Origin of the sequence: Halobacillus litoralis (genome assembly GCF_009856415.1) — a bacterium.
Taxonomy (GTDB): Bacteria; Bacillota; Bacilli; order Bacillales; family Halobacillaceae; genus Halobacillus; species Halobacillus litoralis_C.
The window spans coordinates 47,169-74,087 of record NZ_WMEZ01000003.1 but is presented as its reverse complement, the minus strand read 5'-3'; the positions used below and the strand labels follow the sequence as shown (position 1 = coordinate 74,087).

Below are 26,919 nucleotides of genomic sequence, written 5' to 3'. Positions count from 1 at the left end.
GACGTCAATATCCTTTAGAAAAAAGCACGGGCCGAATCAATGGCCTGTGCTTTTTAGCGGAAGGTGGACCAGGTGCGAATACAAATCTATGATGACCTGTAAAATATTTATATCCTTTTCCTCAATTCCTCGATTATAATAGATTCGTAAGTATAAAATGGTAGAGGAAGATGACGATTGAAAAGGTTGACGTTGCTGTTTCTCACGGTGGTTATGTTGGTATGCAGTTTTCCGGGTACTGGTTTTGCAGCTGTGAATCAAAACGAATTGGAGGTCTATCTTTCCGAGCTTCGTTGGACAGAAGCGGAGTTGGAGACTTATTTATGGGAGTATTATGATCTGAGGCTTCGTGATTTTGATTCATTGGAAGAATTAAAAGATTTTCTTGGTCCGGTGATCACAGAAGAAAGTTTACAACAGTTGCTGGATGACTATGGCCTAACGCGACAGCAATTGGATGATATTCTTGCTGAATATGGTGAAACGGTGGAAGATTACACGTTTATTGATGATATTGAATTCTACTTGATTGAAGAAACTATAGATATTGACTATGAAGATATGTTCAGCGATTTTGGACTATCGAATGAAGAACTGGATCGTTTGTTCCTTCACTTGGAAAGTCTCGATGGTGAAGCCATTGAAGCAAGATTGGATGGGTTGTACGAACGCTTGATGGCCTTTGAAGAATTTGAGTCTGCCACTGAATTGTCGGCGGAACAAATTGCAGAATTGCTATCGATCATGCAGGAGATGCTTGACCTGTTCGAGATCGATGCGACGTTCTTTCTCGTGAAAAGTGGAGAAGAAATGCCTGTGACTTTGGCCGACCTCATTCAGATGACTGATGGAGGAGGCTATGATTTGAAAATTGTTCTACACAATCTTCAAGGAGAATTTTTAGCTGACTTTATTCTGACGAATGAGATGTTTGGTTCTGAGCTTCTTCAAGAGACGGCGAAAGATCTGCCGACGGTCGAACAGGCAGTCACGGCTCAGCAAACTCCGGAAAAATCGGAGGCGAAAACGGGAGGAAGTGCTCCTGAAGGCGTTGATAAAACGGTCAAAGGAGAGCGTCTTCCAGTAACTTCCGGAGGGTACCTTACTAAAGTGTTCGCCGGTTTGAGTGTGATGGGGCTCGGCGCTTGGTTCGTCCTTTGCTTCCGTAGACAGGATGCATAGAGCAAGGCAGCACCGTAAGAGGAACTTTTTGTTATTGTCGGTTGGTGTCGGACTGATCCTGTTCGGATGGTGGTACACAAGCTCCAACCTGCATCCTTTAGTGAAAGGATACTATCTTTATAAAACCAATGCCGCTCCGGTCGTTGAGTCAGAAGAACAGGAATCAGGCCTTTCTGCTAAAGAAACAGCCAGCGAAGTCGGCGACCCTTTGTACACGTCGGTTCCGGATATCGGGGATCACATGGGAGAGCTCATCATTCCTAAGCTTGATGCAAGTCTTCCAATCTATCATGGTACGGATGAGGATGAATTGGAAAAAGGGGTGGGGCACTTCGCTGGAAGTGTGCTCCCGGGGGAACAGGATAATACAGTATTATCCGGTCACCGCGATACCGTCTTCCGCCGCCTGGGGGAAGTAGGGGTCGGTGATCGGTTGACCGTCAAGTCTGAAGCAGGTGTGTTCACCTACAAGGTCAGGAAGGTAAGAATCGTCGATCAGGACGACCGCACGATCATCGTTCCCAAACCGAAGGCTACGTTGACGGTTTCCACCTGCTACCCTTTTGATTTTATCGGCCCTGCACCAGAAAGATATATTCTGATTGCTGATTTAATAGAGAGCGAGCGGTAAAAAAGAGGGAGAAATACCCACCTTACTCTTTGAACGAAAGGTATCCTGAGTAATGAACAAGAAGCGCCCATCCCCGCGGAGGATCGGCGCTTCTTTATTTATGGAAAGAGGGGAGCAGTGTTCATCCCCCGCTTCATTATTGTTCAAGCTTTGTATTTAAGGATTCCAGGTTGTTGTTCAATTTTTTCAGTTCTTCAATCATAACGGTTAATCTTTCTTCTACTCCACTGAATGTATGAGAAGCGGCTTCAGAGATGTCTTTCATGATGCCGGATAGATCCACATCATCCGAGTCATCCGCTAAAGGGTTCCGGGAAAGTTGATTCCATAATGATTCTTGATGGGTAAGGTTTGAAGCAAGTTTCAGAAGGCTGTCTAAATCCAGATCATTAGATGAAGGCGTGTTTTCCTCTGCTGGTTTTTTCCTTTTCATATTTATGTCCCCTTTCTATTTAGATATATAGAGAGGGCTATGTTATCCTACATAGCCCTCTAAGTCTTAGCTGATCGTTCCTAGAATCTCATTAATGCATGAAATGACAATCTGGCGTTGCTCACTTGATCCTAGTAGAACAGCGACCAAAAGTGCCAATAAAAACAAAACAGCAATGACCACAGCGACTAAGTTTCTTAAGAAGTTCATCATGTTTCCTCCTTCATCACAAGAATGTGTGTAGGAGACGTCTCTTACATAGATACTCTATGAAAATCTATCAGATGCGCTTGTACAATAGCCTCTTTTAATAGAATACTTATACATTTGGATGTCTGCCGCTGGTCCTTTTCCTCTGTTTTGCTAAAAAGATTCCAGAAACAAAGACGGTCGAGAAAGTCTCGACCGTCTTTGTTTTGTTTAGATTTTTTATACAAAAAGACTCAGTAATAGGGTAAAGGCAAGGCCAAGGACAGAGATGATCGTTTCCAATAGTGTCCATGTGGCGAAGGTTTCTTTCATCGTGAGGCCGAAGTATTCTTTGAACATCCAGAATCCGGCGTCGTTGACGTGGGAGGCGATCAAGCTTCCCGCCCCTGTAGAAAGAACCATAAGGGCCAAGTTGACGTCTGTCTGTCCCAAGAGAGGGATGACTAGTCCGACAGTTGTCAAGGCAGCAACGGTTGCGGACCCTAGCGAAATCCGTAGAATGGCTGCGATCAACCAAGCAAGTACGATTGGCGACATGGTAGACCCTTCAAAGAGTTCTGCGACATAATCGCCGACACCGCCATCGATGAGGACTTGTTTGAACGCACCGCCGCCCCCGATGATCAAGAGCATCATACCAATTTGGGCAATGGCTGTCGAGCAGGAATCCATCACGGTTTTCACAGGGATGTTACGAGCGATTCCCATGGTGTACATGGCTACAAGTAAGGAAATGATCATCGCCGTGGAGGCGTTACCAATTAAGTTCACAATGGATAAGATCGTGTTGGTTTCAAACCCGGCCATTTCTTGGATCAATGTAATGATCGTGGAAATAGCGATAAGAATAACCGGAAGCATCGCTGTGAAAACACTGATGCCGAACTTCGGTGTATCATCAAGGTCGAATTTCTTCTGTTCCCCTAAGGAAGTGATGTCCCCTTGTTTGGTAAATGAATCAGGAACGAGTTTTTGAGCCATCTTCGTAAAAATCGGTCCCGCTACGATAACGATCGGGATGGAGATGATGATTCCGTAAAGCAGGACTTCCCCGAGATCTGCTCCATATTCACCAGCAATGACAGTCGGGCCCGGGTGAGGTGGCAGGAATCCGTGAGTGACTGACAATGCAGCTGCCATCGGGATGCCTAAATAAAGAATAGAAACTTTCAATTCTCTTGAAATCGCAAAAACGATAGGGATGAGGAGGACAAGTCCTACTTCAAAGAACAAGGCAATACCGATGACGAAGGAAGCGGAAACGACCGCCCATTGAATGTTCTTCTCCCCAAATTTGTTGACAAACGTCATGGCAATGCGCTGTGCACCGCCGGCATCTGTAATCAGCTTACCGAGCATCGCACCAAGACCGAAGATCAGCGCCAGGTGTCCAAGGGTACCGCCTAATCCGGTTTCAATCGTTCCTACGATATCTTCAAGCGGCATTCCGAGTAAGATCGCGACACCGAACGAAACAATAATAAGTGATACAAATGTATTCAGTTTAAGCCCCATAATTAAGATCAGCAGGGCGACAATTCCTATAGCAACCATGACTAATGGCATGATGATCCCTCCATGTTGTGTTTTTTACTTGTGAATTAAACCTCTCTGGTATTCGGCAATTCTTGTATAATCACTGCACAGTCTTCTGGATAGATCGATGAAGATCGGCAGCAATTGGCGGTATTCGTGAGAGGCTTCCTCTACCGGTTTATGTTGATGGGTATTTCCTATCATCTCGGAAGCTACTTCAAACGACTCTACTTTTCCAGTGGCATAGAGTCCTAGAATACAAGCCCCGAGACAAGAGCTCTCATAGCTTTCTGGTACAGCGACTTCTGACTCGAAGATGTCGGCCATCATCTGACGCCATACGTCAGAACGGGCGAAACCTCCCGTCGCCTGAATCCGGGTCACTGGTGTGTCCATACATTCCAAAAGGGCGAGGTAGACGGTATATAAGTTGTAAATGATTCCCTCAAGGGCCGCGCGGATCATATGCTCTTTCTTATGGGACATGGTCAGTCCAAAGAATGATCCACGGACATCCGGATTCCAAAGCGGTGCCCGCTCTCCAGCTAAATAAGGATGGAAAATCAAGCCTTCGGCCCCTGGTCTCACCCCATCCGCGATTTTAGTCAGGACTTCATAAGGGTCAATGCCGAGACGCTTCGCGGTTTCAATTTCAGCTGCAGCGAATTCGTCTTTGATCCAGCGCAGAATCATTCCACCATTGTTGACAGGGCCGCCGATGACCCAGTGATCTTCGGTCAGGGCGTAACAAAAGATTCTTCCTTTTTCATCGGTCTGCGGTTGATCGATGATCGTCCGGATCGCCCCGCTCGTCCCAATCGTGACCGCGACTTCACCTTTTCCGATAGCGTTTACACCAAGATTTGATAAAACACCATCGCTCGCGCCAATAATGAATGGAGTTTCCGGGTCTATTCCGATCTTCTCTGCAAGTGAACGGTTGCAGGAGGTAAAAGCTTCCGTCGTGGGTACAAGCCTTGATAACTTATCCCGGGAAATCCCTGCGATTTGAAGCGCTTCCTCATCCCAGTCCAATTTTTCCAGGTTCATCATTCCAGTAGCGGAAGCAAGCGAATGATCAAGGACATATTCGTTGAAAAACTTGTAGAATATGTATTCTTTGATTCCGATGTACTTGCTGGTGTTGGAATCGATTTCAGGATGCTCCTGAACCAACCATGTCACTTTACTCAATGGAGACATGGGGTGGATCGGGGTGCCTGTCCGTCTGTAAACGTCATGGCCGTTCCATTCGTGTTTGATTTTCTGTGTCCATCCCTCACTTCTGTTATCCGCCCAGGTAATACATGGGGTGAGGGGATGGCCGTCCTTATCGACGGCAATCAGACTGTGCATGGCACTACTGAAGGACACAAAAGAAAGATGCTTGTCTTTATGATCATCCATAATGGCGGTCATGACCGAGACCACCGCCTGGAAAATTTCATCCGGATCCTGCTCTGCTGTTGAGATGTCCGGGGTATGCAATGGATACCCCTTGCTTTCCTTTTGAATGACCTCGCCTTTTTCGCTGAATAATACGGCTTTTGTACTTGTGGTACCGATGTCGATCCCGAGCATGAAGTTAGTCATCTTCTTTTTCGACTCCTTTCGTAAAGGTTTCTTGAGCCATCCATAGTTCTTCGACTCGGCCTTTGGCAACATCATCGAAATTCTGGTGCAGGGATTGAACCATAAGGTCGCGATCCTTCTTTTGGATGGCTTCAATGTATAATTCGTGGTTCTCTATGATCCGTTCAAAATCCTCATACATCTCTTCAAACCTGTATCGCATGGAGAGGAGGACAAGGCTTTCGAGTGTAGGTTTCAAGTTGTTCCAAATCATCTGAATGTGAGAATGTCCAATCGAACGGATAATCGTATCGTGAAATTCCAGGTCCTGCTTGGAAAATTCATCGGCATCCTTGTATTGAATCGCTATTTTCATCATTTCAAAAATCTTGCTGAGATCTTTGACCAGTTCCTCTGTTTCCATGTGGACGAGCCGCTCGAATACGAAACTTTCAATAAGTAACCGGACATCGTACATTTCCTGGATTTCTTTTTCTGTGATATCGAGAACCCGTGCACCCATCCTTTCCAGTCGGATGAGATTTTCCGAAGCAAGGGCTTTCAATGCATCCCGTACAGGGGAACGGCTGACGGAAAATTCGGAAGCCAGCTGATTCTCAGATAGGATTGAACCGCTTTCAACCGTGCCTGAGATGATCCGCATTCGGAGCTCACAGGCGACACGTTCACCAGCGGATGCTTTGGCTAACCATTGGGACGGGTACAAAAAATCATTGGACTCTTTCATGTATTCACCTCGTTTTATGCTTATCTGTATACTTGTATACAAGTAGTGTAGTACAACTTTTCTATTTTGAAAACGCTTTTTAAATAAAATGTCGAAAAAAATCGAAAGAGGATTGATGGAAACAGGAATGACTCGCTGGACCAGAAGCCCACTGATTCCTTTTATTGGTACATTCTTTTTCATGTGCTAAAGTGGGAACAGATGAGGAGGCAGGAATGAGCTTCTATGAAAAAATACGGGGAGGAATTTCAATGAAAACCATCAAGTGGGGAATTGTAGGATGCGGGGACGTGACCGAAGTGAAAAGTGGTCCTGCTTTTCAGCTGATCGAACAAAGTTCTCTTCAAGTGGTGATGAGAAGAAATGGCGAGAAAGCGAAAGACTACGCCGAACGTCACGGCGTACCCAAATGGTATGACAAGGCCGAGGATTTGATCCATGATGACGAAGTGGATGCGGTGTATATTGCTACACCACCGTCATCTCATATGGAATATACCATTATGGCAGCCAAAGCGGGAAAGCCCGTCTATGTGGAGAAGCCGATGGCAAACAACTTGGAAGAATGTGAAGAGATGGTGCGTGTATGTGAAGAGCATGGTGTACCGTTATATGTGGCCTATTACCGGAGGTCCCTGCCGAGATTTTTAAAAGTAAAAGAATTGATTGAAGAAGGGGCTATTGGAGAGGTGCGGTTTGCGTCTATGCAGCAGACCCAGCAAATCGTGCAAAAGGATGAGGATGGGAATTGGCCGTGGCGAGTGATTCCGGAGAAAAGTGGGGCCGGATTATTTTACGACGTCGGATCTCACACGTTGGATCTCTTTGATTATCTGCTTGGACCTTTGAAAGATGTGAGAGGATTTGGACTGAACCTGGCTAATTCCTACCCCGCAGAAGACACGGTCAGTGGTGTATGGAAATTCGAGAGCGGAGCGGTTGGTACAGGAGTATGGAATTTCTCTTCTTATAAGAATGAGGATGACAACCGTATTGTCGGAACAAAAGGAGAAATCCAGTTTTCCACCTTCGATGACAAACCGGTTGTCCTTGTCACAGATGCAGGGGAGGAGTCTTTTTACATCGAGCGTCCGAAACATATTCAACAGGCTCATATTCAAACGATCGTGGATGAGCTGCTCGGAAAAGGCACTTGTCCAAGCACCGGAAAAACGGCTCTTCGCACCAATTGGGTGATGGGGGAGCTTGTTAAAGAGTATTATCAAGGAAAACAATGAGATCCCAACCGTTCCATGTTTTTATAATGGAACGGTTTTTCTGTGCTTATGAATAGACTTCCTGGATGATTGAAGCTAAAATCATAGTTTAACAGCCAGGAGAACTTGGGGATTATATTCAAGGGCTTTTAAAATGTAGATTGAATAGAAGAAGGTGTTTAACGATGTTACATAATCCAAAAGGGAAAGAAAGGATAGGACTTGCGTTTCTACTTGGTATGCTTGGGATCCTGGGTCCACTGAACATTGATATGTACCTGCCAAGCTTTCCAGGAATCGCGTCCGATTTAGAGACAAACGCATCCCTTGTTCAGCTCAGCTTAACGACGTGCTTGATCGGTCTTGCCGTCGGTCAAATTGTCGTAGGTCCCATCAGTGATTCGCAGGGGAGGAGAAAGCCACTCATCGTTTTCCTTTCCCTTTTCGCGCTGGCGTCCTTCCTTTGTGCGCTTGCACCGAATATTCTTGTGCTCGTCATCGCTCGTTTCCTTCAGGGCTTCACGGCTTCTGCGGGGGTCGTTCTTTCGCGGGCCGTTGTGCGTGACGTGTTTTCGGGAAGGGAGCTTACGAAGTTCTTCGCTTTACTCATGGTGATCAATGCGACGGCACCGATGATTGCACCGATGACAGGTGGAGCGATTCTGCTTTTACCATTCGCCACGTGGGAGACGATTTTCTACTTTTTAAGTATCGTAGGGGTCGCGATTGTGTTGACAGTAGCAGGAAAATTACCGGAGACCCTTCCCGTGGAGAAACGGATTCCAAGTTCTGTGAAAGAGTCCATCCTGACGATTGGCCGACTGCTGAAGGACCGTTCGTTCATCGGGTACGCGTTGACCATCGGTTTTGTCCATGGGGGAAGCTTCGCATATGTATCCGGGACGCCGTTCGTTTATCAGGGGATTTACGGTGTATCTCCACAAGCATTTAGTGTCTTATTCGGGATTAATGGCCTGGCCATCATTACAGGAAGCTTTTTAGTCGGGCGTCTCGGTGGGATTTTCCATGAAAGAAGTTTGCTCCGGACCGCTGTACTCGTAGCCGTTAGTGCGACGGGCTTCCTTTTAGTGATGACCATCATTGAGGGACCGTTGTATTCCATCGTCGTTCCGATCTTCATCTATATGACTGCGATGGGGATGGTTCTGACTAGTACGTTCACCCTGGCGATGGAGCATCAAGGTCACCGGGCAGGGAGCGCGAGTGCGGTGCTCGGAATGTTGCCGTTGTTGTTTGGCGCGACCGTTTCTCCACTCGTCGGCCTTGATGAAACGACGGCTGTACCGATGGGAGCGATCTTGTTTACGACCGCTTCCATTGGTGGAGTGATCTTCTTTACGTTGACGTCGAAAAAACAACAGGCCTCTGCGTGATTACTGACGAAACTTTCCCCCCTTTCCTTCGTAAAAGAAGGAAGGGGTTTTTTTTATGAGGTAAAAAAAGCGAAATTATGAGTCCAACGATTGATTGAAGGGAATAATGAAATATACTAAAATAAACAGGAATGAATGTTCATTCCGCGCGAAAGGGAGGAAGTTTATATGTCGACATCCACAAGCAAAAGGGATCATATCTTCCATAGTGCACTGTCGCTATTCGCAGAACGAGGGTTTGATGCCACAACCATTCCGATGATCGCCAGCGATGCGAACGTGGGAGCGGGAACGATTTACCGCTATTTCGAAAATAAAGAGGTTCTCGTCAATACATTGTTTCAGCATTACACAGACTTGTTCACAAAGACACTTGAAGAAGATTATCCCAAAGAAGCAGGGATCCGTGATCAGTTTCATCACTTGTTTCAAGGTATGGTGCGTTTTACAAATGAGCATGAGCATGCGCTTTATTTTATAAAAACTCATAACGCTGCCTATTTCCTTGACGATAATAGCCGCAGTCAATTCAATCATCTCTTGATGATTCTTGAAGGTTTTATTGATGAAGGTAAGGAAAAAGATCAAATCAGGGATCTGCCATCCAAGGCGTTGATCGCGATTATCTTCGGCGGATTTCTAGAGCTCTTCAAATTGATCCGTGCCGGGGAGATTGAAGCGACGGATGATTTATTGGCAGGTGTCGAGGAAAGTTGCTGGGATGCTGTGCGTCATCATGAGTGATGGGGCAGAGCCTTCTTCTCCTATATGCGGAATGAATATTCATTCCGGTATCTTCAATACGATTAAAAGAGGTGTTTGTCCATGAATCATACAGAAAATTTTCCACAACCGAAAACCTATGGACCGCTTGGAAATTTACCGGTCATTGATAAAGAAAAGCCTGTGCAGTCGTTCATGAAGCATGCCCGGGATCTCGGTCCGATTTACCAAATTCAATTCCCGGGCCGGGTCAGTACATTTATTTCAAACGCACGTTTTGCTGCGGAAATCTGTGATGAAACGCGCTTTGATAAAAAAGTAGGGCCTGCGCTCCAAAAGGTTCGCGCCTTTGGTGGAGACGGATTGTTCACGAGTGGGACGGAAGAGCCGAATTGGAAGAAAGCCCATAACATTCTGCTGCCAAGTTTCAGTCAGCAAGCGATGAAAGGCTATCATGATAAAATGCTCGACCTTGCTTCTCAGCTGATTCAAAAATGGGCGAGACTGAATCCGAATGAAGATGTTGACGTCCCTGATGATATGACACGCCTGACGCTGGATACGATCGGTTTGTGCGGATTCAATTACCGTTTCAACAGTTTCTATCGTGAAGATGCGCATCCTTTTATAGAAAAAATGGTGCGCGCACTTGATGAATCGATGAGTCAGACGCAGCGCCTGGGCATCCAGGATAAGCTGATGGTCCGTTCTAAACGTCAATTCAAAGAAGATATCGACTACATGTTCAATCTTGTCGATCAATTAATCGAAGATAGAAAACAAGCCGGAGATCAGGGAGAGGACGATCTGCTCGGCCATATGTTGAAAGGGAAAGACCCTGAAACAGGGGAAGCACTGGACGATGTGAATATCCGTTTTCAAATCATCACGTTCCTGATCGCCGGTCATGAAACGACGAGCGGGCTCTTATCTTTCGCTACGTATTACCTATTAAAGCATCCGGAGAAGTTACAGAAAGCGTATAAGGAAGTGGATGAAGTGCTTGGTGATGATACTCCTTCCTTTAAACAAGTGAAACAGTTGAAGTATGTGCGGATGGTTTTGAACGAAGCATTGCGCTTATGGCCTACCGCTCCGGCTTTTTCCGTTCATGCCAAAGAAGATACAACCCTTGATGGTGAATATGAAGTAGAAAAAGGAGACACGTTCACACTGCTCATCCCGGAACTTCACCGGGACCCCACCGTCTGGGGCGATGATGCGGAGGCATTCAATCCAGAACGCTTTGAAAATCCAGCTGACATTCCACACCATGCCTATAAACCTTTTGGGAATGGACAACGGGCGTGCATCGGTCAGCAGTTCGCGCTCCATGAAGCGACGCTCGTTCTCGGCATGGTCTTGCAGCATTTCGATCTTGTCGATCATACGGATTATGAACTGGATGTCAAAGAAACGCTAACGTTCAAGCCGGACGGGCTGACGATGAAAGTGAAAGCAAGAAGAGAATTCAACGGCTTCCAGCCTCAAGAAGCGAAGCAAAAGGAAGATACGAAGGATATACCCGCCCGCGAGTCCCATGGCACGCCATTCCACGTATTGTACGGGTCGAACATGGGAACCGCAGAAGGAGTAGCCCGGGAGCTTGCTGAAACTGCGCGCCACCAAGGCTTTTCTGTAACGACGGCTCCGCTAGATGAATGGACAGGAATGCTTCCGAAAGAAGGAGCGATCTTAATTGTATCTGCTTCCTATAACGGCAACCCACCAGACAACGCAACCTCTTTTGTCCAGTGGCTGACTTCTGCTGAGGAAGGAGAGCTTGACGGGGTCACCTACGCCGTTTTCGGCTGCGGCGACCGAAATTGGGCGAGCACCTATCAACGGGTTCCTGCAACCATCGATCGCGAACTCGATGCGAAAGGAGCTGTCCTTCTGCTTGAACGGGGAGAAGGAGATGCCAACGAAGACTTTAATGGTGATCTGGAAAAATGGGAAGAAAAGCTATGGCCGTCGTTAGCCGAATATTTCAACTTGGACTTGGAAGAAGGACAAGATGCTTCCAGCCCTGTTTCCATGGAATTCGTAAGTGGAACGAGCTATACGCCTGTGGCTCGCACCTATGATGCATTCACAGCCGTGGTGCTTGAAAATAGGGAGCTGTTGAAGTCAGATGACCGCAGCACGCGTCACGTGGAGGTCGAACTTCCTACAGGGGTGACCTTCAAGGAGGGGGATCACCTTGGTGTCGTGCCGGAAAACACAAAGGCTCTCATCACCAGGGTGCTGGACCGGTTCGGAATCAAAGGAGAAGAGCATGTGATTTTGAGCGAAGGAAGCGGCCGTGCCGTACACCTGCCTACAGGCAAGCCAGTTCAACTCAAACAATTGCTGTCCTCTTACGTCGAATTGCAGGAGACTGCCACAAGGGCACAAATCCGTGCGCTAGCTGCGAGCAACCCCTGCCCGCCACACAAAATCGAGCTCGAACAACTCGTTGAGGATGAAAACTATAAAACTGAGATTCTGGAGAAACGTCAAACGATGCTGGAGCTGCTAGAAGCGTATCCATCGTGTGAAATGGAGTTTGAGCAATTCATTTCTCTGCTTCCAGCTTTGAAAGTCCGTTATTATTCAATTTCCAGTTCCCCACGGGTACATGCCCATCAACCGAGTGTGACGGTCAGTGTCGTTCGAGGAGAGGCATGGAGTGGAAAAGGCGAGTATGAAGGTGTGGCTTCGAACTATCTGGCATCGAGAGAAATCGGAGACAAAATCGCTTGTTTCGTCCGTACCCCTCAATCAGACTTCCAACTGCCGGAAGATCCTGAAACACCGATGATCCTTGTCGGTCCGGGAACTGGAATCGCTCCCTTCCGTGGGTTCATCCAGGCTCGCAAGGAGATGCATCAGGAAGGGAAAACGCTGGGAGAAGCTCACCTTTATTTCGGGTGCCGTCGTCCTGAGGAGGACTTTCTATATGAAGAGGAACTGAAAGAAGCGGAACGTCTAGGATTAATTGATCTGCATACTGCTTTTTCAAGGCAAAAGGATGGAGAAAAAGTGTATGTCCAACATGTGATGAGGAAAAATGCGGAAGCGATCCTTTCTCTATTAGATCAAGGAGGCCGTTTCTATATTTGCGGGGATGGCAGTAAAATGGCTCCTGAAGTAACGCGTACGCTTGTGGAGAGTTACCGGGATCTTCATCAGGTCAGTGAACAGGAAGCTGTTTTGTGGTTGGATGATCTGGAAAAGTCCGGGCGGCTTGCGAAAGATGTCTGGGCTGGTTCTTAATACATTTGACTACTTGATTGATGAATGCACGGAACCATTCATGAACAACTTAAAATAACTCTGAAGTAAATAATAAACCGTTGTTCCATGCATCAGTCATGATTATTTTATATATACAGGAGCATCACGTATGAAACAGATGTGGAAGATATTTGCAAGAGATTGGAAAAGTATTTCAACAAACTGGGTGGCTATGATCTTGATTGGTGGATTAATTGTTCTGCCTTCTTTGTACGCCTGGTTCAATATTAAGGCCTCTTGGGATCCCTACAGTCAGACCGACCAGCTGCCTGTGGCTGTAGTCAATGAGGATGAAGGGGCCACAGTTAGAGGTACGGAAATTGATGTAGGGAAAGATTTAGTTGAGGAATTAAAAGGTAATGACAGTTTTGACTGGCAGTTTACCGATCGGGAAACGGCTATGGACCAATTAGAGTACGGGGATTATTATGCCGTCATCGTCATTCCGGATGCCTTTTCTGAGAAACTGGGCACAGTGGTCAGTGATCAACCGGAAAAGTCCAATGTCGAGTATTATGTCAATGAAAAGATCAATGCCATCGCACCTAAGATCACAGAAAAGGGTGCCAGCGTCATTGTGGATCAGATCACGAAAGAGTTTGTTTCAGAAGTGAATGGAACGGTCGCGGAATTGTTTAACGAACTGGGGCTGGAACTTGAAAAAGACCTCCCCGACATCAAACGTTTTGAAGAATATGTCTTTAAGCTTGAGGAAAATCTTCCTGAAATTTATGACCTGATTTCCGGAGCTTATGACGATTCACAAAATGCGGCTTCCATCATTAACGATGTACAGGGACTTCTACCCCGGGCAGATCAAGTGACCCGCGAAAGTCTTGGCACCATTGATGAGACAACAAGCTTCTTAAATGAAGCAGAACAGCGGTTAAATGAAGTGGCGCCTAGAGTTGAAGCTGACTTGAAAAAAGCTCAGCAGACAGCAGAAGATGTCAACAGCTTCATAAATGACGTTCAGTCTGTGGACCTGGATTTAACAGGCGTCACGGAATTGAAAGATGGAATTAATCAACGTACCAGTGAAGCACTGGAACAGTTGAATACCGTGGAAAACTTGCTGAAGCAGGTTCAGGAGCAGCAACAGCAGAATGGTGAAGAGAATCCTGAAAACGGAGAGGAGAATCAGAATCAGCAGACTGGTTCTGAAGCGTCTCAGGAAACAGTGAATCAAGCTTTAAAAGAGGTCGAGCGTATTCGTGAAGGTTTACAGAGCGTTCAGAATGATACAGGACGGCTTGAAGAACAACTCAAGGATAGTCAGACTGAGATTGATCAAACACTGACGACACTGGAAGAGAAATCCGGCGAAACAGCCGATCGAATCGATGCTTTTCTGACAGAGTACAAGGAAAATATAGAGCCAAAATTCCTCCAAGAAATCAATCAGGCTCAGCAGACGTTATCCGATGCCCGCAGTATTCTGACTGAAGCTCAATCTACGATTCCACAGATCTCGCAGATTCTTGGAAGTACAGAAAGCAACCTGGCGGAAGGTCAGGATATTCTTGAATACATGTTAAATGAATATCCGTATGTGAACGAAAAAGTCAATCAGATGGCTGACCGTATCCGGGAGATTCAAGGAGAGACAGATATTAATGAAATCATTGAGCTTCTGAAAAACGATCCTGAAGCAGAGGAAAGCTTCTTTAAGGAGCCGGTGAGTTTAAGTAAGAATACACGGTTTCCGATTGAAAATTACGGAACAGGAATGACACCATTTTACACGGTTCTTGCGCTATGGGTAGGGGCTCTTCTACTGGTTTCACTTTTATCAACGGAACCTGTTCATACGTCTGAGTACCGATCCTACGAACAGTATCTGGGTAAACTTGCGACTTTTGTAAGTATTGGTTTCCTGCAGACCTTAGTTGTAACGTTGGGTAATCTTTTCTTTTTAAAGATTGGAATCGCTGAATCCCTCTATTTTGTTCTGTTTGGACTTGGGATTAGTTTTGTTTTCATGACGATTGTGTTTACACTCGTATCTGTTCTTGGAGATGTGGGGAAGGCAGGGGCGATTGTTTTCCTTGTTCTGCAAATTGCAGGTTCAGGAGGAACGTATCCAGTGGCTTTACTTCCGGAATTCTTCCAAAACATCCATCCATTCCTGCCGTTCTCGTATGCGGTTGACTTACTAAGAGAAGCAGTTGGAGGGATCGTTCAGGCACGTGTTAAAACAGACGTGATCCGCTTATCTATCTTTGCCGGGGTATTCCTTGCGATTGGCATTTTCTTGAAAGGTCCACTGCATGAGAATTCAAGAAAACTCATGAAAAAATCACGGGAATCAGGTTTATTCCATTAATATAAGCGATCGTATACGATTGATGATAAGTGGGTAAGAAGGAACTTCCGATTCGGAGGTTCCTTTTTGCTCCTTTCCTAAAAATTTTTTTTTTACAGAATGACTTATCTTTTAGACTTGCTCTTAGAAGAAATGAATGTGCTGTATTGAAGCAGATTTCTTTCGTTTCCATTTTTCATCTGTAATAATGACAGACATCGTTGAAAAGGAGGCAGATCAATGACAAACCAAACAACAACGAAATCTTTATTCAAAACATTTACGAGTGATAAATTGAATCTTCCGAACCGTACCGTCATGGCTCCAATGACACGCGGATTCTCACCTGGCAACATCCCTAATGAGGAAGTGGCCGCGTATTACCGCAGACGTGCGGAGAATGAAGTCGGGTTAATCATTACAGAAGGAACAGGGATCGACCATCCAGCTTCTGTATCTGGTGCGAATATTCCTGTGTTTCATGGAGAGAAGGCTTTGAACGGCTGGGCTGATGTTGTGAACCAAGTACATGAGGCCGGTGGTAAAATTGCCCCTCAGCTATGGCATGTAGGAATGACTCGCAGCAAAGGGGAACTTCCCAATGAAGAGGCCATGCCAGTGGGACCTTCAGGCCTGAGCCTGGATGGAGAGAAAGTGAATGAACCATTAACGACTGAAGAAGTAGAGGAACTGGTGGAATCCTATGCCAAAGCAGCAGGAGATGCCAAGCGCCTCGGTTTTGATGCGATTGAAATCCACGGGGCTCATGGGTACTTGATCGACCAGTTCTTCTGGGAAAACACCAATAAACGTACCGACCGTTATGGCGGCGATTTCGTTGGGCGTACACAGTTTGCCGTAGAGATCGTGGAAGCGTGCCGTCGTGAAGTCGGGGAAGATTTCCCAATCATTTTCCGTTTCTCTCAATGGAAGATGAATGACTTCCAAGCGAAATTAGTCCGCACGCCAGATGAGCTTGAACGTTTTCTTCAGCCGCTTGTAGAAGCTGGCGTGGACATTTTCCACTGCTCGACCCGCAGGTTCTGGGAGCCTGAGTTTGAAGGTTCCGATTTGAATCTTGCAGGCTGGACGAAGAAGCTGTCCGGCAAACCGGTCATTTCTGTAGGATCTGTCGGGCTGGATGGTGTCTTCACAGACTTCTCTGGTGCGGGTACAACAAGTCTTGACGGTTTAGTGGACAAGCTGGATCGTGAAGAGTTCGACCTTGTGGCCATTGGCCGTTCCTTATTAATGGACCCTGAGTGGGTGAAGAAAGTTCATGAAGGTAGAGCAGATGATCTTCTAGCTTTCAATAAAGAAGCACTTCAAAAACTATATTAATGGTAAAACAGGCGTCCTTCGATCAGGGCGTCTGTTTTTTTGTACAATATAAAATAACAAAACAACCTCAATATTTATGATATCCCTGTTTTCTAAGCTGAAATCAGGGTTTTTAGCTATATAACTTAGTCTCTATGTAAGAAAAGCGTATTAATTTTTAGATAAAGTGATGGTAAAATGGATAGATATCCAATACACGAATACACTCATGTACGTAAAGTTTATTATTTCCACTCGAATTCTTCAACTTATTATTGTAATATATTAATGAATATCATTTGGGAATTATAAACGATTAAAAGATCAAGAGCTTTTTAAAAGGGGTTTATATTAATTACTCATCCCCATTTTTTGAGGAGGAAATTAAATGACGGCGGCAAAGTCAGGAACATTGAAGCCTGTAACGACTACAATACTTGAACAAAAAGAACAGCTGGCCCGCGCGGTTGCTATACCTAGTGAAATAGGAAAAGGAGCTTCAGAACAAGTCATTACTTGGAGAATGGAATTGATTGAAGCCTACGCAACTTCTTTAAGTCAGGACTTTGAGGAAGTTACAAAAAATTTGGAAAAATGGAGCGATCATGTCTCAGGGGAACTAGTAGAATCAAGGTTGCCTTTAAACTTGGCCCTCGGAGAAATCAGTGAGTATAGGGAAGTCATTGGCGCTATTATCAAAGACGAAGCGAAAACACAGAATCTGTCTTTTGACGATTTTTATGGTATCCTTTCTCCGTTTAATCATGCGGTTGACCAAGCGATGCAATTCATGAGTAAATCCTATATGGATGACTTTGAAAATACGATAAAAACGGCTAATTATGCGGTTGATGAACTTTCCGTTCCTATTGTCCGAATCACGGAGACAGTCGGTGTCATCCCGATCGTTGGAGAAATAGATACGAAGAGGGCGCAGCTGTTAATGGAAAATGCCTTGAAACAGGGGGAAGAGTATGAGCTTGAGACTATTATTTTAGATTTATCTGGTGTGAGTATCATCGATACAATGGTGGCTCATCAATTGTTTAAAGTGATCAACTCTTTAAAGCTTACGGGTGTAAATGGAATCATGAGTGGCATCCGTCCTGATATTGTACAGACAATGGTGAGTCTGGGAATCGATATGAAAGGAATTCATACCTTCAGCAGTCTCCACAGAGCTATTCAATCATTGCAATTGCTTGATGAAAAGGTCAACATTTAATGTTGACTTTTTTTGTTTGGCACCTGGTTCTCACTATGATTAAGCGTTAGCGGGGGCCGTATACTACACATATGAACAAAGAGTAGAATTTGAATGTTAATATAGGAAATAATGAGTCAACCATACATGAAAGGGAGGACGGACCATGACCAAACATAAGATTTATACGATGAGTTTCGCAAACGTCTATCCGCATTATGTGACGAAGGCGGAGAAAAAGGGTCGTACGAAAACCGAAGTCGATGAAATCATCCGTTGGTTGACGGGGTATAGCCAAGAACAGTTAGAGGCGCAGTTGGAGAAAAAGACAGACTTTGAAACCTTCTTTGAGGAATCTCCGGGCCTCAACCCTTCACGAAAAATGATTAAAGGGGTCATCTGCGGCGTCCGGGTGGAAGAGATCGAAGAGCCGACGATGCAGGAAATCCGCTATTTGGATAAGCTGATCGATGAGCTTGCAAAAGGGAAGGCGATGGAGAAGATCTTGCGGGAATCCTAAAAGAAAATGAAAAGCACGGCCTCTATTAGCTGATTGAGGCCGTGTTTTCTTTGTTAAATCGCATAAGAGTCTGACATACTTTCCTTTAATCGGACTGTTTCACGCTCAGAGTTGTGATCGTAAACAAGATGAGACCCATTCCAACAAGCTGGATCATGCCCAATTGATCTCCTAGTATCAGCACACCGAATAAGGACGCTGTGACGGGTTCGACCATAGCGACCATCGAAGCTGTGGATGGTGCCGTCTTGCGTATACCGATGATATAGAGGATAAAGGATACACCAGCGCCAACGAGCCCTAACAGAATGAACCATCCGATGTCGCTGGACATAACCGCATCTGTCATTTCCTGCTTGTCAGTAAAAACAAAGAGAATGAGACAAAAGAAGAAAAATGCGGTGGCCAACGCTGTCTCCACGCTGCCCTTGTGAGAGGCCTTTTTAAATCCGAATATGAACACCGCATAGCAGATGCCGGCTCCAAGTCCAGCGGCTGTCCCTAGAAAACTCGCCGATAGCGTTTCGATATTGTAGGCACCTGTAAGAAGGATGATTCCTATAAGTACGCCGACGATGCATCCCCATTTCAACCACGAGGAACGCTCAATCCCTAATACAAAGGATATTAAAAGGACAAAGACGGGTGCGGTGTACATCAGAGTAGCAGCAACAGCCACGCTTGCAGCTTCGATACTCAGAAAATATAAAGTGAAATTACCAGCCACACCTACACCAGCCAACAAGGACCAGAGATATAAGCGGCGGGTGTAAACCCACTTTCTGCTAAAGCGGATAAGAAACCATACCAAAAAACATAAGAATCCAACGGCACCTCTGAAAAAGGAAATGGTAATAGGGTCCCAGCCCTTGCTCATTAAAATATCTGCAATTCCTCCACTAATGCCCCAGCATATCGCGGCCAGTATAACCAATCCTACACCTGCGTATCTCATATGTGCCTCCTAAATATTCAGTCATCGTAATTTTCTTAAATCATGGAAAGTTAGTTCATATACGTAAATGGATGGAGCGCTCCATCCAATGCTGATCCGAATCGTTTAATTGACGTGTTACCGGTAGTTCCTCAAACTTTTTCCAACTAAACATGAAATTCGCTGCGTGGAAAAGGAAAATTTACCATAAAGAATAAGGAAAGAAGTTGGAGGAGACGCTTATGATAAATATTGAAATTTTTTTCAAAAAAATAAAAGAGGATTCGTTCTACCCAGGGGTGTTTTCGACATTTATCCCTATTTTTCAAAGAAACATGAAAAAACAGGTTCACTTCCAACTTTGCAGGGTAGGAAATAGAAGGATTCAAAAGTCTTAAGAATAGATTGGGGATTCATATGGGGCTCTTTTACTATATAAAGAAATACTTTAAGATGTCGAGACGGCAACGGAAAAGTGAATTGAAGTCAACGCTGTGGTTTATGCCTTTTTGGTATATCGTGGGAGCGATCGGATTGTCCGCTTTCACCTTTTATCTTGATTATGTGGTCGATGTCGGTTTATATCTGCCCGCGGCCATCGGTTTCAGCGGCCAGACACTGCAGGTGCTTCTGAGTGCACTCGTCGGTGGGGTCTTGACCTTGAGTGCCTTTACGATTAACTCCCTGCTTGTCGCTCTGACGACGTTCAGCGGGCAGTTTTCGTCCAAGATGCTTGTGAACTTTGTCAGTGACCGGGCGACCCAGCATGTGCTTGGTATTTTTAACGGAAGTTTCATTTATGTACTGTTAAACTTTTTGTACGTGACCCATGAAGAAGAAGAGTATATTGTCGCAACGCCGGTACTCTCCATCCTCACAGCGATTACAGCTGCGGTGACGTTCATTTATTTTATCAACCATACCACCACTTGGATGCAGGTCCACAACATCAGTTTCAATATGAATGCCAAGTCGAAGCAGGTCCAGGCTTCCTTGGAAAAAGAATTAAAGCCTTACCACCTTGAGAGGGAGATCGAGGTAGAATCACTTCCGGCTGATGCTGATGGAAAGGTGATCAAGACAAAGCACTCGGGTTATCTTCAAGTCGCTGATTTTTCTAGGTTGATCAAACAGGCGAAAAGTGACGACAGCCTGCTCCGGTTCGACGTCAGAATCGGGGAGTTTGTTTTAGAAGGAACACCGATCCTGACGTATTGGGAAAACGGCCAGACCATTCATCCCGAGCGCTATTTCAAGTCGATAGAGATCGGGGTCAAGCAGACAGAAATCCAAGATCTGGAATACGGGTTGAATAAGCTTGCTGAGGTCGCCATCAAAGCGTTAGGTCACAATGACCCGCTTACAGTGACAAATACGATTCACCAGATTGCGGATCTGCTGAAAAGCATCGGCCAGTCGACGAATTTTTCTCCCTATCTTTTTGACAATGAAAAAGAGCTCCGCATCATCTTGAACCAAAAGAATTTCCGTTATTACCTTCACAAGGGATTCGCTTCCATCCGTGAGTATGCGAACCAAAATTCGACGGTGATGACAGAGCTCTTGACTATGATTTCCCTGCTGAGTAAAACGATGGATGAGGATGTCCATGAAGATCTATGGGAATTTGCCCGTCAGACGATCTTGGGATTTGATAATTATAGCTTGTATGAAAATGACTGTCTGTATATTTTGGAACAGCTGTCTGAACTTGCAAAGAACACAGGTCACCAACAGGATTATCTTTTCCTGCTCGAATATATGTTGAAGCGGGTGAGTTCGAAGAGTGCCTCTGAGGAGGGTGCTTCTCTTGAATAAGAGCGAGTCATGACTGACATTGGAAGTTTTGTCGGGAAACAGAGAAACCCTTATTAAGCCTAGTGTTCCATAAGATAAGTATTGAATTGGAGGATAGAAAAAGAGTGAATCCAGTAAAGAAAGCCTATGGGTACGTAACGAGAATAAAAGAAGGTCAAATACAAGTCTTAGTTTTTCAACATCCGATCGCTGAAGCGGGAATTCAAATACCCAAGGGGACGGTGGATCCGGGCGAAGATCCTCAGGAAGCGGTCCTAAGAGAAATGGAAGAAGAAACAGGGTTAAGAAATTTCCATGTTGAACAATGGCTTGCTGAAGATTTATGGAAGAACGATGATGGTGCGATCCATCACCGATTTTTCTATAAACTGAGGGTCTCTAATGCTGAGGATGAATGGGACCACGAACCCACGGGCGGGGGAGAAGAGAAGGGGCTTACGTTTCATTTCTTTTGGATTTCTTCGAGCGATGAGGTTGAACTGATCAGAGGTCATGGGGATTATTTGAATCTAATTTTCATCTGAACACATTTGCAATCTTATGTCAGCCTGTTATGTTTTCTTCCTTTTCAAACCTGCCAATTCTCTTCATAAATCATTATGAAAGGGAATTGGCAGGTTTTTTAGCTTATCAAAGCGAACCTGTTAAAGGGAAGAACAAATGTAGAGGAGGAGATTTTATGGAACTTGGTGCGTTTTCAGTAAGTTTGACAGTGAAAGATATAAATCAATCGAAGGCTTTTTATGAAAATCTAGGATTTCAAGCTTTTGGGGGAGATCCTGACCAACATTGGCTCATTATGAAAAATGGAAGTTGTGTAATTGGATTATTTCAAGGAATGTTCGATAAAAACATGCTGACGTTCAATCCGGGTTGGAACCAAAATGCAGAAAACACCGATTCGTTTACAAATGTGCGCGAACTGCAAAAAGAATTGAAAGAGAAGGGGGTTAATATCTTGTCAGAAGCAGATGAATCGGGCGAAGGACCGGATAGTTTTACGATTGAAGACCCTGACGGCAACCCAATACTTATCGATCAACACAGATAGGTTTCGTTTGCTATTTGATGAAATGAAATAGAAACAGGATGATGCTCTCTCCTGTTTCAGGGGGAGGCTTCAAATGAGTGTACTGGTTACGGGTTTTAATGGAAAAGTAGGGATTGAAGTCGCCAGGAAAATGAATGAACGAAATCTTTCCTTTACATGTGCAGTAAGGAATGTTGCAAAAGCAGAGCGGATGTATGGGGATAAATTTTCTTTCGTGAAACTCGATTTTTCTGACCCTGCTACCTTTGGGGCTGCGCTGGAAGGGATCGATCAGGTTTTTCTTATGTATCCACCCGGAGACCAAATAAAGTTTCACCAATTCCTGAAAGTTATCAAGGAGAAAGGTGTCCAGCACATCGTCTACCTTTCTGTTAAAGACGTACAATATCTGCCTTTTATTCATCATTTTAAGAACGAAAAGCTGTTAAAAAGACTCGGCATCCCCTACACCTTCATCAGGGCTGGTTATTTCATGCAGAACCTACACGATTTCCTCGGAAGAGAAATCAGAGAAAAGAATAGGATATTTGTTCCGGCCGGGAAAGGGAAAACCAGTTTCGTGGATACCCGCGACCTTGCAGAGGTGGCCATTCATGCTTTTCAACACCCTGAAGAATTCAGGAATACGAGCCACGTCATTACCGGGGAGAAGGCCTTTGATTTTTATGAGGTAGCTGAAATTATGACTGCTGTTTTGGGTGAAAGAATTGTATATGCCAACCCTTCTGTCAAAGAATTTAAGTCCTACATGGTAAATAAGGGTGAAAAAGAAGAGTTTGTGAACGTAGTCATCGGTATTCATTTTCCAACAAAGCTGGGATTAGCTAAGGGAGTCACGGAAGATTTCGAAAAGATTTCAAAATCTAAGCCCATTGCTTTGGAAAAGTACGTTAAAGATTACAAGCAGAAATGGCTGCCAGATGAGGAGGGCCAGGAGCAGTGAAGAGAAGGAGCCTTCACTGCTCCTGGTTACAAACGGTAGGACACAACGAGTGTCTTACCCTGTCACCTTGATCAATGAGGGATTAATTAGCTTCGACGATTGCTGCAGCTATTTCACGCATGTTCTCGAGGATTTCTTCCTCATCGGGCCGCTCGGATTCGTTTTTAATGGTTGTCTCCCCATACTCAAGCATATATTGGAGGTCGCCATAAAGAAATTCTACATAGACATCCCCGTCTTCGTACAGCACACCGATATCCACCTGTTCTCCGTCGCCTTCTACTGTCAATACTTCATCATAATAATCGGTCGTGACTTCCATTCTGCTATCTGTTGTTCTCACATAGTGTGCAAATTTCCCGTACTCATAGTTGTATTCGATTTCCTGCCCAGGCCAGTATTCCAGGAAAATATCATAGATCGGTTTGGAACCTTCAGGGGGTGCAGGGGTTGGGAAATCGTCTGCTTGTACCACTTCATCCAGCACTTCGCCTGAAATCTTGCCCGCGAAATGGCTTTTTTCCGCTTCCTTCAGTATTTGTTCGGCTTCCATTCCTTCCTCCTGACCTCCTTCACCGATCGATAAGTAATATTGAAGATCGCCTTCATACCAGTAATAAACAATTTCGCCGTAATCTGTTTCTTTTGTATGCATCTCACGACCTGCGATGTCCACTTTTTCAAAATCCTCTCCTGAGAAGCTTTCTTCAAAAGTCGGTGCTGCAATGGTCGTGTCGACAAACACGTCTTCTGCGAAGGTCTGCGTGATAGAGGTATCTCCATATCCATCAAAATCAAAGGTCATATAATCCAAGGACAACGTTGGGAAATTTAAATAATCATCAAAAATTTCATCTTCATAATACGTTTCAACATCGGTTAGGAAGTTTTGAAAACCTCCTCGATCGTAAGAATAGGGTTCGGTTTCAAAGCTTTCTACCTTTGTCACAAATTCGTGCGTTTCAACGTCTGTATCCACAGAACCTTCTTCTCCGCTGCTTGAAGAACCCGACTCGCTGCAGGCGGCTAATAGTAAGGATAGTAGAATAACTAGAATCCAAGGGTGTTTTCTGTTCACAAATGTTCCTCCTCCTCGTTCGTTACATAGATAACGTTTGATCATGGAAAAGGTTTCAAAATTTTGGATGAAATCGTAGATTTGTTCTTTACATACGGTGAAGCTTCTTGCATAGTATAGAGAAATAAGTAGTGGCGTTGAAGAGAAGAGTAGATAAGCAGAAGCCTTCACAGAGAGCTCCGTAAGCTGAAAAGGGGCAGGGGTTCTCTTATCGAAACAAACCTCTGAGCTTCTCATGGGAACCTACCATCGGGGATCATGAGACGGGGGCTCCCGTTATAGAGCCAGGGTATGAAATGTACCTGATGAGCTGGATATGGCGACACATCCATGAAACTGGGGTGGCACCGCGGATGAAACAGACCTCGCCCCCAAGACTGATCGGTCTTGGGGGTGGGGTTTTTTTATATCTCAAAACATCTGCGAGGAGGTTGCGTATGGAAATGAAAAAAAGGACGCGTTCCTGGAAGTACCCGTTTCTACTTCTGTCAGGAGTGGGCCTATCGAATATCGGTGATTGGATCTATTTGATTGCATTGAATTTGATCGTACTTGAAATGACCGGCTCGCCACTCGCAGTCGCGGTTTTGTATTTGCTGAAGCCGGTGGCGACGCTTATGACGAACGTATGGGCAGGGTCTATTGTGGATCGAGTGAATCAGCGGAATCTCATGATTGGGCTCGATGTATTCAGGGCGCTCTTGCTTGTTGTTCTTCCTGGATTGTCCTCGCTTTTGGCGATGTACGCGCTCGTTTTGTTCGTGAACATGGCGAGTTCTGTTTTCCATCCCGCTTCGATGACGTATGTGACGAAGCTGATTAGGAGGGATCAGCGGAAACGATTCAATGCGCTGAGAAGTCTGATTGATTCCGGAGGATTTCTGATCGGGCCGGCCATTGCGGGCGTTTTATTTCTGATCGGAACGCCGGAGCTTGCAATTTATTTTAATGCCTGGACGTTTCTTGTTTCAGGGGTGATTTCTTTATGGCTTCCCCGGTTGGGAAAAAAGGGGGGAGAAGAAAACAGTATATTGTCGGTGGCCTTGCTTAAGGAAGACTGGGCCGTCGTACGGACGTTTACGAACCATCACCTCTTGGTCATGACCATCTATTTTCTGTTCGGACTGATGATGGTGATGGCCGCTGCGCTGGATTCACTGGAAGCCGCTTTTTCAAAAGATGTACTTGGATTGACGGACACGACGTATGGTTTTTTAGTCAGTATTGCAGGAGCAGGGATTGCCGTCGGCGCTTTGGTCCTTACATGGTTCGGCAATCATCTGTCAACAAAAACGCTGCTCACTGGTGGCGGGTTGTTCGTAGCGTCCGGCTACTTGATCTACGCGTTTTCGGTGGATTTTTCAGGAGCGGCGGTCGGGTTCTTTTTGCTATCGTTTGCGCTTGCTTTTGCGAATACAGGTTTTCACACCTTCTACCAGGAGTGGATCCCTGTTCAAGTGATGGGAAGGGTGACGAGTATATTTGGGGTGGTGGAAAGCGTACTTGTCATTCTGGCGACGACCGTTATTGGTGCCGCGGCCGAGTGGGTTTCGGTAAAAGCGGCCGTGGTGGGAGGCGCTGGAATCTTGCTCTTGGTAACATTATCCTTAGGGTATGCAAACCGTCATTGGAAAGAGAGACAAGTGGATCGACCGGCCGTTTGAGCGTGAAGTTTCATTCGGTGGTGAATGTTACATGTTCATGAATTTGTCTCGATGGTTGTTTGGTCTGCCATCATTCCGGGGTATGGATAGGGAATATATTGTTTAGAAAAGTTGGTGGAGGTTCTCATGTCAAAGGTTCAACGCATTTTCTTAGGTTTAGGTTTTATCGGGTATCTTCTATTTCTCGTGTTTTACATGTTTTTTCAATTACGTGGGTCGGCGGGGGTCTCTATGACTCTCGTTGAATATATACAAAGCCATTCCAACCTGGTTCCGTTCAAAACAATTGAAAATTATATAACAGCCCTGGAAAAAGGGACGATGGATACGTGGACGGCTGTGAAAAATCTGCTCGGGAATGTGCTGGTATTCATTCCTATGGGCATTTTCCTGCCTTCCCTGTTTAGAAAACTGAGACGGTTGAGTCCATTCCTGCTCGCCTTCGTTTTGATCATCCTCTCAGCAGAAGTCATGCAGTTACTTACCCAAAGGGGAAGTTTTGATATCGATGATTTTATTTTAAATGTATTGGGTGCCTGGCTTGGTTTCAAGTTGTGGAAGACTACCCTTGTACAAAAATGGATAGGAAGGGGAAGCCATGAGTAGATATGTGGTGATGACGGTCGGAATGACGCACAGTGGAAAGTCGACGTTTGCGAGAAGGCTTGAGGAGAAGGTGGCGGACACGGTCGTGGTGGACCAGGATGATCAGGCCGCATTTTTGAATACCCATTATTCCCGTCTCGTACCTGAAGATGGTCCGAACACGATCAAACATAGGATGACGAAAATAATCGTCAACTATGCGGTAGAAGAGACGGAAAGAAACCTCGTGATCTGTAATTCAAATCGGAATCCAAAGGCAAGGAAGGCGATATTGGATGATTTTAAGAGGAAAGGATTTTCTACGATCCTTGTAAATTTTGACGTGCCCTTCTCCCTTCTTGAAAAACGCGTAACTGAAAGAAAGCGAGATTCAACGGTATTACGGACTGCAGCTTCCTTTGATGAAGTCCTGCAGAGGCAGCGAGAAGAATTGCTTCATATCAAGGCCCCGACTGCTGAGGAAGCGGACCACTTTTTTACGATTGAAAAAGAGGAAGAGGTCAAAAGGGTGATCGAGAAAGTTGCACATCTTCTCTTGTCCTAGTATAAGA

General features: G+C 45.2%; 24 protein-coding genes and 1 other annotated feature. Of the genes, 17 read left to right on the top strand and 7 right to left on the bottom strand.

Features of this window, described 5'->3' with window-relative positions:
- Nucleotides 1-177: 177 nt before the first annotated feature.
- Nucleotides 178-1,182 carry a processed acidic surface protein gene (locus GLV98_RS10025; protein WP_160914688.1) on the top strand — a complete coding sequence of 335 codons (1,005 nt, stop codon included), beginning with the start codon at nt 178-180 and terminating at the stop codon, nt 1,180-1,182.
- 28 nt (nt 1,183-1,210) lie between these two features.
- Nucleotides 1,211-1,813 (top strand): class D sortase, encoded by a 603-nt coding sequence (locus GLV98_RS10020; RefSeq protein WP_423785009.1) that lies wholly within the window; start codon nt 1,211-1,213, stop codon nt 1,811-1,813.
- A gap of 136 nt (nt 1,814-1,949) precedes the next feature.
- On the opposite strand, the gene GLV98_RS10015 is transcribed toward GLV98_RS10020, so the two are convergent.
- The 5 genes from GLV98_RS10015 to GLV98_RS10000 form a co-directional block, all read right to left on the bottom strand.
- On the bottom strand, nt 1,950-2,246 hold the full coding sequence (locus tag GLV98_RS10015; RefSeq protein WP_160914684.1) for a hypothetical protein: 297 nt from the start codon (nt 2,244-2,246) through the stop codon (nt 1,950-1,952).
- Nucleotides 2,247-2,312: 66 nt separating this feature from the next.
- Complete coding sequence (locus GLV98_RS19980; RefSeq protein WP_167355989.1) at nt 2,313-2,456, bottom strand: hypothetical protein; 144 nt, start codon at nt 2,454-2,456, stop codon at nt 2,313-2,315.
- Between the two features lie 219 nt (nt 2,457-2,675).
- Complete coding sequence (locus tag GLV98_RS10010) at nt 2,676-4,022, bottom strand: GntP family permease (protein ID WP_160914682.1); 1,347 nt, start codon at nt 4,020-4,022, stop codon at nt 2,676-2,678.
- Between the two features lie 24 nt (nt 4,023-4,046).
- Nucleotides 4,047-5,585 carry a gluconokinase gene (gene gntK, locus GLV98_RS10005; protein ID WP_160914680.1) on the bottom strand — a complete coding sequence of 513 codons (1,539 nt, stop codon included), beginning with the start codon at nt 5,583-5,585 and terminating at the stop codon, nt 4,047-4,049.
- Nucleotides 5,578-6,312, bottom strand: a complete 735-nt coding sequence (locus GLV98_RS10000; RefSeq protein WP_160914678.1) for a GntR family transcriptional regulator — start codon at nt 6,310-6,312, stop codon at nt 5,578-5,580. The genes gntK and GLV98_RS10000 overlap by 8 nt, the downstream gene beginning before the upstream one ends.
- A 251-nt stretch (nt 6,313-6,563) precedes the next feature.
- On the opposite strand from GLV98_RS10000, the gene GLV98_RS09995 reads away from it, so the two are divergent.
- The 8 genes from GLV98_RS09995 to GLV98_RS09960 all read left to right on the top strand — a co-directional run bounded on the left by GLV98_RS09995 (nt 6,564) and on the right by GLV98_RS09960 (nt 18,274).
- Nucleotides 6,564-7,550 carry a Gfo/Idh/MocA family protein gene (locus tag GLV98_RS09995; RefSeq protein WP_160914676.1) on the top strand — a complete coding sequence of 329 codons (987 nt, stop codon included), beginning with the start codon at nt 6,564-6,566 and terminating at the stop codon, nt 7,548-7,550.
- A 164-nt stretch (nt 7,551-7,714) separates the two neighbouring features.
- A complete protein-coding gene (locus GLV98_RS09990; RefSeq protein ID WP_160914674.1) occupies nt 7,715-8,923 on the top strand; it encodes a Bcr/CflA family efflux MFS transporter in 1,209 nt (402 codons plus the stop codon).
- A gap of 168 nt (nt 8,924-9,091) precedes the next feature.
- Nucleotides 9,092-9,667 (top strand): TetR/AcrR family transcriptional regulator, encoded by a 576-nt coding sequence (locus tag GLV98_RS09985; RefSeq protein WP_160914672.1) that lies wholly within the window; start codon nt 9,092-9,094, stop codon nt 9,665-9,667.
- 81 nt (nt 9,668-9,748) lie between these two features.
- Nucleotides 9,749-12,904, top strand: coding sequence for a bifunctional cytochrome P450/NADPH--P450 reductase (locus tag GLV98_RS09980; RefSeq protein ID WP_160914670.1), 3,156 nt, complete (start codon nt 9,749-9,751; stop codon nt 12,902-12,904).
- A gap of 130 nt (nt 12,905-13,034) precedes the next feature.
- Nucleotides 13,035-15,251: a YhgE/Pip domain-containing protein gene (locus tag GLV98_RS09975; RefSeq protein WP_202410008.1), complete on the top strand. Its 2,217-nt coding sequence runs from the start codon at nt 13,035-13,037 to the stop codon at nt 15,249-15,251.
- A gap of 219 nt (nt 15,252-15,470) precedes the next feature.
- Nucleotides 15,471-16,571, top strand: a complete 1,101-nt coding sequence (locus tag GLV98_RS09970) for an NADH:flavin oxidoreductase (RefSeq protein WP_160914668.1) — start codon at nt 15,471-15,473, stop codon at nt 16,569-16,571.
- A gap of 367 nt (nt 16,572-16,938) precedes the next feature.
- Nucleotides 16,939-17,775, top strand: coding sequence for an STAS domain-containing protein (locus GLV98_RS09965; protein WP_160914666.1), 837 nt, complete (start codon nt 16,939-16,941; stop codon nt 17,773-17,775).
- A gap of 145 nt (nt 17,776-17,920) precedes the next feature.
- Nucleotides 17,921-18,274 (top strand): DUF2200 domain-containing protein, encoded by a 354-nt coding sequence (locus GLV98_RS09960; protein ID WP_160914664.1) that lies wholly within the window; start codon nt 17,921-17,923, stop codon nt 18,272-18,274.
- 85 nt (nt 18,275-18,359) lie between these two features.
- On the opposite strand, the gene GLV98_RS09955 is transcribed toward GLV98_RS09960, so the two are convergent.
- The gene (locus tag GLV98_RS09955; RefSeq protein WP_160914662.1) at nt 18,360-19,229 is read right to left on the bottom strand and encodes a DMT family transporter; all 870 of its coding nucleotides are present in this window, start codon (nt 19,227-19,229) and stop codon (nt 18,360-18,362) included.
- 432 nt (nt 19,230-19,661) lie between these two features.
- On the opposite strand from GLV98_RS09955, the gene GLV98_RS09950 reads away from it, so the two are divergent.
- From GLV98_RS09950 to GLV98_RS09935, 4 genes are all read left to right on the top strand, one after another.
- On the top strand, nt 19,662-21,026 hold the full coding sequence (locus GLV98_RS09950; RefSeq protein WP_160914660.1) for a DUF2254 domain-containing protein: 1,365 nt from the start codon (nt 19,662-19,664) through the stop codon (nt 21,024-21,026).
- A 104-nt stretch (nt 21,027-21,130) separates the two neighbouring features.
- Nucleotides 21,131-21,550, top strand: a complete 420-nt coding sequence (locus GLV98_RS09945; protein WP_160914658.1) for an NUDIX domain-containing protein — start codon at nt 21,131-21,133, stop codon at nt 21,548-21,550.
- Between the two features lie 155 nt (nt 21,551-21,705).
- Complete coding sequence (locus GLV98_RS09940; protein WP_160914656.1) at nt 21,706-22,077, top strand: VOC family protein; 372 nt, start codon at nt 21,706-21,708, stop codon at nt 22,075-22,077.
- Nucleotides 22,078-22,150: 73 nt separating this feature from the next.
- Nucleotides 22,151-23,020: an SDR family oxidoreductase gene (locus tag GLV98_RS09935; RefSeq protein ID WP_160914654.1), complete on the top strand. Its 870-nt coding sequence runs from the start codon at nt 22,151-22,153 to the stop codon at nt 23,018-23,020.
- A gap of 82 nt (nt 23,021-23,102) precedes the next feature.
- Here GLV98_RS09935 and GLV98_RS09930 read toward each other — a convergent pair whose 3' ends face one another.
- Nucleotides 23,103-24,098, bottom strand: coding sequence for a hypothetical protein (locus GLV98_RS09930; RefSeq protein WP_160914652.1), 996 nt, complete (start codon nt 24,096-24,098; stop codon nt 23,103-23,105).
- 128 nt (nt 24,099-24,226) lie between these two features.
- Nucleotides 24,227-24,474, top strand: a binding site (T-box leader).
- A 61-nt stretch (nt 24,475-24,535) separates the two neighbouring features.
- Here GLV98_RS09930 and GLV98_RS09925 point away from each other — a divergent pair.
- The 3 genes from GLV98_RS09925 to GLV98_RS09915 all read left to right on the top strand — a co-directional run bounded on the left by GLV98_RS09925 (nt 24,536) and on the right by GLV98_RS09915 (nt 26,912).
- Nucleotides 24,536-25,762 carry an MFS transporter gene (locus GLV98_RS09925; protein WP_160914650.1) on the top strand — a complete coding sequence of 409 codons (1,227 nt, stop codon included), beginning with the start codon at nt 24,536-24,538 and terminating at the stop codon, nt 25,760-25,762.
- 126 nt (nt 25,763-25,888) lie between these two features.
- Nucleotides 25,889-26,368, top strand: coding sequence for a VanZ family protein (locus GLV98_RS09920; RefSeq protein WP_160914648.1), 480 nt, complete (start codon nt 25,889-25,891; stop codon nt 26,366-26,368).
- Complete coding sequence (locus GLV98_RS09915) at nt 26,361-26,912, top strand: ATP-binding protein (RefSeq protein ID WP_237417104.1); 552 nt, start codon at nt 26,361-26,363, stop codon at nt 26,910-26,912. Before GLV98_RS09920 ends, GLV98_RS09915 begins: the two co-directional genes overlap by 8 nt.
- Nucleotides 26,913-26,919 lie beyond the last annotated feature (7 nt).